The organism is Streptomyces sp. NPDC045701, assembly GCF_056432045.1.
In genome coordinates, this window is sequence record NZ_JBWKJV010000049.1 from 21,017 (window position 1) to 27,103 (window position 6,087).

At 72.0% G+C, this 6,087-nt stretch carries 5 protein-coding genes; 4 read left to right on the plus strand and 1 reads right to left on the minus strand.

Features of this window, described 5'->3' with window-relative positions:
* Nucleotides 1-438: 438 nt before the first annotated feature.
* A complete protein-coding gene (locus tag AC07DW_RS29315) occupies nucleotides 439-1,830 on the plus strand; it encodes a M20/M25/M40 family metallo-hydrolase (RefSeq protein ID WP_478860700.1) in 1,392 nt (463 codons plus the stop codon).
* Between the two features lie 51 nt (nucleotides 1,831-1,881).
* Here the strand turns inward: AC07DW_RS29315 and AC07DW_RS29320 are convergent, their stop codons facing one another.
* On the minus strand, nucleotides 1,882-3,177 hold the full coding sequence (locus AC07DW_RS29320) for a preATP grasp domain-containing protein (RefSeq protein WP_478860701.1): 1,296 nt from the start codon (nucleotides 3,175-3,177) through the stop codon (nucleotides 1,882-1,884).
* A gap of 158 nt (nucleotides 3,178-3,335) precedes the next feature.
* Here AC07DW_RS29320 and AC07DW_RS29325 point away from each other — a divergent pair, with 158 nt between their 5' ends.
* The 3 genes from AC07DW_RS29325 to AC07DW_RS29335 all read left to right on the plus strand — a co-directional run bounded on the left by AC07DW_RS29325 (nucleotide 3,336) and on the right by AC07DW_RS29335 (nucleotide 5,810).
* Entirely contained in the window at nucleotides 3,336-3,857 is a 522-nt protein-coding gene (locus AC07DW_RS29325) for a hypothetical protein (RefSeq protein WP_478860702.1), read from the plus strand.
* A gap of 149 nt (nucleotides 3,858-4,006) precedes the next feature.
* Nucleotides 4,007-5,206, plus strand: coding sequence for a hypothetical protein (locus AC07DW_RS29330; RefSeq protein WP_478860703.1), 1,200 nt, complete (start codon nucleotides 4,007-4,009; stop codon nucleotides 5,204-5,206).
* A 10-nt stretch (nucleotides 5,207-5,216) separates the two neighbouring features.
* Complete coding sequence (locus AC07DW_RS29335; protein WP_478860704.1) at nucleotides 5,217-5,810, plus strand: hemerythrin domain-containing protein; 594 nt, start codon at nucleotides 5,217-5,219, stop codon at nucleotides 5,808-5,810.
* Nucleotides 5,811-6,087 lie beyond the last annotated feature (277 nt).

Below are 6,087 nucleotides of genomic sequence, written 5' to 3' on the forward strand. Positions count from 1 at the left end.
CACGGGGGAGCGACTCCGGGTGTACACGGGTCCGCCCGGGCGAGGGCGGCCCGGACGGGCGGCGGCGTCAGCCGGCCTGCCCTGGGCCGGTGAACACGGCGCGGACGCAGCCGTCGCTCTTGGACTTGTCGTAGCCCTCCACCGCCGCGTCGAGCGGCATGGTGTGGGTGGCGAGGTGCGCCGTGGTCAGGTCCCCTTGGCGATGCGGTCCAGCAGCATCGGGATGTACCGCTGGCCGTGCTGCTGAGCGGCGCGCACCGGGCATGACGTCCGGCTCGGCCCGGTTGACGGTGACGGTCGGCGACCGGGTGGCATCGGCTCCCGAGGCGGTGGAGTCCGGCCGGTGGCATGGTTCGACTCACCGTGGATACTCGGCCGGTGACACCGGGTGACCGCCGGGTACCGGGCCGACACGGGGCGACAGCGGCAGGAGGAGTGATGCGCGAACGAGATCCGCGTGTGCGGGAGGAGCTGCACCGCCGGGAGGCGGAGATGCTGGCGGACCTGGCCGAGTGGGTGGGCATTCCGTCCGTGTCCGCCGCCCCCGCGCACCGCCCGGACGTCGTCCGCTCGGCCCGCTGGCTGGTGTCCGCGCTGAAGGCCACCGGGTTTCCCGTGGCGGAGGAGTGGGAGACCGACGGGCTGCCGGCCGTGTACGCGCACTGGCCGGCCGAGGACCCGGCGGCACCGACCCTGCTCGTGTACAGCCACCACGACGTCCACGCCGTGAAGGCCGAGGAGTGGCGCGAGACGGCCCCCTTCTCACCGGTGATCCGCGACGGACGGATGTACGGGAGGGGAGCGTCCGACGCCAAGGGGCAGGCGCTGTGCCACCTGTGGGCCCTGCGCGCCCACCTGGCGACGGGGCGCTCCGCACCGGCGGTGGGCGTGAAGCTGCTGGTCGAGGGCGAGGAGGAGATCGGTTCGGTGCACCTGGCGGATCTGCTCGCGGAGCACGAGGAGCGGCTCGCGGCGGATGTCGTCATGGTGTCGGACACGATGCTGTGGTCGCTGACCGACGCGGCGGTGTGCACCGGTGTGCGCGGTTCGGTCAACGGGCGGCTGGTGGTGCGCGGGGCGCGGGACGACGTGCACAGCGGCGCGGTCGCCGGTGTGGCGCCCAACGCCTGTACGGAACTGTGCCGTCTGCTGGGACTCCTGCACGACGAGAAGGGCCGCGTCACCCTGCCGGGCTTCTACGACGCCGTGGCCCCGCTGTCACCGCGCGAGCGGGAGGAGCTCGACGCCGTGCCCTTCGACGAGGCGACGTGGCTACGGCAGTCGCACACCCGCGCCGTGCTGGGCGAGCACGGCCGCACCGCGCTGGAACGCCTCTGGACCCGCCCGTCCGTCGAGGTCAGCAGCCTTCTGGGAGGGGACGCCGAGCAACCGTCGCGCGGAGTGATCCCGCCGTCCGCCAGGGCCGATCTGCTGTTGCGCCTGGTGCCGGACCAGACCGCCGACGAGGTCGCCGGGCAACTGCGCCGGTGGGTGGACGAGCACGGCGCGGAGGGTTACGAGTACGACCTGACCATCTCGTCCACCATCTCCGATCCCTACCTCACGCCGCCGGAGCACCCGGCGCCGGGCGCCCTGGAGCGGGCGATGTCCCGGGCGCTGGGCCGGCCGCCGCTCCGCATGCGCAACGGCGGCGCGGCACCGGCGGCGCAGCTGGCCCGCGAGTTCGGCGCGCCGGTGCTGTTCTTCGGGACCGGCCTGGTGGACGACCGCTGGCACAGCCATGACGAGAAGGTCGAGGTCCAGGCCCTGGTGCAGGGGGCCGAGACGCTGGCGTACTTCCTCGAGGAGCTCGCGTCGGCGATGCGGTGACGCGTCCCGCGCCGCCGTGGCGGAGGCCCGTCCCGCCGGCCCGGTGACCGGTCACCGGTCACCGGGCCGTCCGTCGGAGCCCAGCACGTCCGCCAGCCGGGCCTCCAGTTCCAGCAGCCGCTCGTGCCCCGGAGCGGTGATGGCGTAGCGCCACGACCGGCCGTCGTGGGGCGCGTCCGCGTACAGGACCACGCCCTCCCCCGTGGAGCTCCGCCACTCGATGCCGGCCGCGGTCAGCCGGTCCACGGCCTCCGCGAAGCCGTACACGGTCGCGGCGCGGTGTTGCCCCAGGAGCCACGCGGGGTCCTCCTTCAGGTCGGCCGCCCGGGCCAGGCGGGCGACCATGGCCTGGGGGGTGGTGGTGGCCGTGCGGCGGATGTTGCTCTCGGTGGCCACCAGGGTCCCGTCCCGAGTGACGACCGCGTCGATACCGAAGGGCCCGGCGTAGCCGCGGTCCGCGAGGTACCGTCCCAGTGCCCTCCCCCACTGCTCCAGCTCCGCCCGGACGCCCGCGGCCGCCCCGGTCAGCGGGGAGACGTACCCCGTGAACACGGCGCCCGCCGTGCGCATTTCCCCGCTGAAGACCGACCGGACCTCCCGCGGTCCCGTCTCCATCTGGATGCTCACGGAGTGGGCCACGTCCAGCCACTCCTCCACGACCCACAGGCCCTCCGCCCCGCCCAGTCCGTCCTCCTGCACGTGGGTCCACCACGGGTCCCCCGACGACACGAACGTCATCCCGTGTCCGCCCGCCGACCGGTCGGGCTTGAGGACCACCCGTCCATGGGCGGCGAGGTGCTCGCGCACCGCGTCGTGCAGTCCGTCGCGGCGGCATGTCCGGCCTCGCGGTGTACGGATGTCCAGCTCGGCGGCGACCTGCCGGAACCCCGCCTTGGTGTTCAGCCGGGACGTGATGTCCAGCGCGGCGGCCGCCGCCCGCGCCGACGCGTACGGGGCCACCGTCATCCCCAGCTCCTCGGCGAGGGCGACCGTGGCCGCGTCCAGAGCGGTCGGCAGCAGGGTGATCCCCGCACGCCCGGCGGCGAGGCTGCTCAGCGCGTCCAGCCGGCCGTCGTCCCTGAGCGCCTCGGCCATGGCGACGCCCCGGCGGGCAGGGGCGTGGACGACGGACACGTCGGCTTCCGGGGCGCCCAGGAGGCCCAGCGCGTAGGTCAGGAAGTCCCGGGACACGGGCACCGGCGACACGAGGATGTCCCCGGGGCGCAGCAGCCACACCTTGCGCGGAGCCTGGGTCGCCCACCGTTCCAGCACGGCGCCCGCCTCGAGTCCCAGGGCCGCGTCGGAGACGAAGTTCGCGTAGACGACCCAGGGTGAACGCTGCTCCACACCGTTTCTCCGTTCGGCTGCGTGGTCTTGCCCGTCCTGTACCGGCAACATACCCTTGCCGGCCGCTGTCCGCCGGGGTGCGGCCGTGCCCTCGCCCGGTGACCGGGCGGCCCGAAGTGGTGGGTGAACGCGCCCGGGCGGCGGGTACAAGGCACACCATGATCAAGCGTGTGCTGTGGCAGGGCCTGCTGGCGGGCACCGCCGGGAGCGTCGTGATGACCCTCGGTGAGAAGGTCGAGCAGGCGATCACCGGTCGACCCGATTCCCATGTGCCGGGACGCGTGCTGGAGCGACTGACCGGCATGCCCGAACGTGCCGGGAAGCAGCCCGTCGCCGTCAATTGGGCGATGCATTTCGGCCAGGCTGCAGCTCTCGGCGTGCTGCGTTCCGTCATGGCGCGGGCGGGGCTGCGCGGGCCGGTGGCCTCGGCGAAGTTCGCGGTGGTCCGCCTCACCAACGACCAGATCCTGGAGAACGCCACCGGTGTCGGCGCGCCGCCGTCCACCTGGCCCCGCGAGGAGCTGGTAATGGACCTCGTGCACAAGGCCGTGTACGCCTTCGTGACCGGCGCCGTCGCGGACGCCCTGGCGGCGGCTGACGGCCCGGGGCCCGGGCAGCGCCACGCGGCGGTCCGGCCGGGCCGGCACCCGGACGTGGGGCCGCTCCCCCGGGGCGGGTGAGGCGGAGGGAGCCGCCATCCGGGTGGTGTCGAGCCGGCCCGTGGGGTACCGGCCGCGTGAATGGCCAGAGATGTACAGGCCCCTGTCCCTGTCCTGTTCCTCCGGCGGATACGGGGGTACCCAGCCGTGCACCCCCCATGGAGGCATGAATGACGTTCAATCCGTTGCAGCAGCGGGGCATCCCGCTGGACCGTCAGCTCAGGAACTGGCGCGAGCTCGACGTCAGCCCCATCGACCCCGATCACTGCGACCCGTACACCCGGTGCCGCATCATCACGATGAACGGCATCGAGGTCGAGGCCATCCTGTTCAGCCACAATCTGGCCCGCAACACCGTCGACCCGGAGGTCAAGCGGCAGCTGGCCCAGACCCGCTACATCGAGGCGCAGCAGCAGAAGGTGGTGAACTGGCTGCTGCCCGGCGTGTCGTCGGTCCTGGAGACGACGATCGCGTACGAGCAGGTCGCCGTCGACCTCACCGCCTGGGTCGCCCGTATGGAGCCGGACCCGTACCTGAAGCAGGCGTACCAGTTCGGTGTGCTGGAGGACTTCGACCACCTGTACCGGTACGCGAACCTGTACGAGATGATCGAGCACCGCAAGGCCGAGTCGATCGTCGACAACCTCAACGAGGTCATGCCGGGCCGGCCGACCAAGTACCACCACCGCCACCCGTTCGACAACGTGCGTGACGCGTACGACCGCAACGCCACCGATCCGCTGTCGAAGCTGCACGCGCTGACGATCATGTCGGCGGAGCAGCAGACGATGAACTTCTACATGAACACCGGCCCCACCTACATGGAGCCGATCGCCCGGCAGCTCTACCAGGAGATCGGCCTCATCGAGGAGGAGCACGTCACTCACTACGAGTCGCTGGTCGACCCGGGCGAGACGTGGTGGGAGCAGCTCGTCAACCACGAGTACAACGAGTGCTACCTGTACTACTCCTTCATGGAGCAGGAGAGCGACCCCAAGGTGAAGGCCGTCTGGGAGCTGCACCTCAACATGGAGCTGGAGCACCTGCACCTGGCGTGCGACCTGATGCGCCGGCACGACGGCCGCGACCCCGAGTCGGTGCTGGCGCCGGAGCTGCCGAACGTGCTGACGTTCGAGCCGAACAAGGCGTACCTGCGGGAGCTGCTCGACACCCAGATGGACCTGACCACCCTGGGCACCGGTTACGTGCGGGAGGCACACGAGCGCTTCGAGCAGTTGCAGGCGCAGATCCACGGCGGTGAGGAGCCGCCGAGCGAGCGGGTCATGACGCAGCACGACGAGATGTTCGGGCGCGAGTACCGCGTCGAGACCGAGGGTGAGCACCCCGACCCGGCCATGCGCGAGAAGTAGGAGACCCGACGTGTCCGAGATCCGCACTCCCGCCGCCGGTGACGACCACTCCACGGACGACGACGTCGTCGCCCTGCTCATGCGTCAGCACGGCGACATCCGCAACCTGTTCGACGAGGTGGAGCACAGCGAGGGCGACGAACGGCGGGACGCCTTCCGCCGGCTGGTCCGGCTCCTCGCGGTCCACGAGACCGCGGAGGAGGAGGTCGTCCACCCCTTCGCGCGCCGCAGCCTCCCGGGCGGTGAGCAGGTGGTGGAGGACCGGCTCGCCGAGGAGCGCGCCGCCAAGGAGACGCTCGCCATGCTCGACGACATGGACCCGGACGACCCGAAGTTCCTCCCCCGGCTGCTGACGCTGAGGGCCTCCGTGCAGGAACACGCCCGTGCTGAGGAGCGCTACGAGTTCACGCACATCCGCCGCAGTACCGATGCCGCCGGGCTGGCCGCCATGGCCAGGGGCGTGAAGGCGGCGGAGGCGATGGCACCGACCCGGCCGCACCCGGGAGTCGAGTCGGCGGCGGCGAACGTCATGGCGGGGCCCGTGGCCGCGCTGATGGACCGTACGAAGGACGCCGTGCGGAAGGCGATGGGCAAGGACGGCTAGGCGCGCCGCTCGGCGCGCGGGTCCTGCTCCTTGCGCGCCCTTCGCGCGCTTCACGTTTCTCACGGCAGCGATCCCGGTCCACCCGGACCGGGATCGCTGCCGTGAGCGCCGGCGCTCGTGGGAGGACCGGCTCGTTCCCGGCTCACCGCCCGGTGCCGTCCGGCCGGTCGACGCGCCCGTCAGGCTGCTCTACCTTTTTGGACGGGTTGGTCCTCCCATTCGTAGGGTGGGGACGCCCAGGGGTATCGGGTGTGGCTATCAGGCTGCTGCCGCTTTG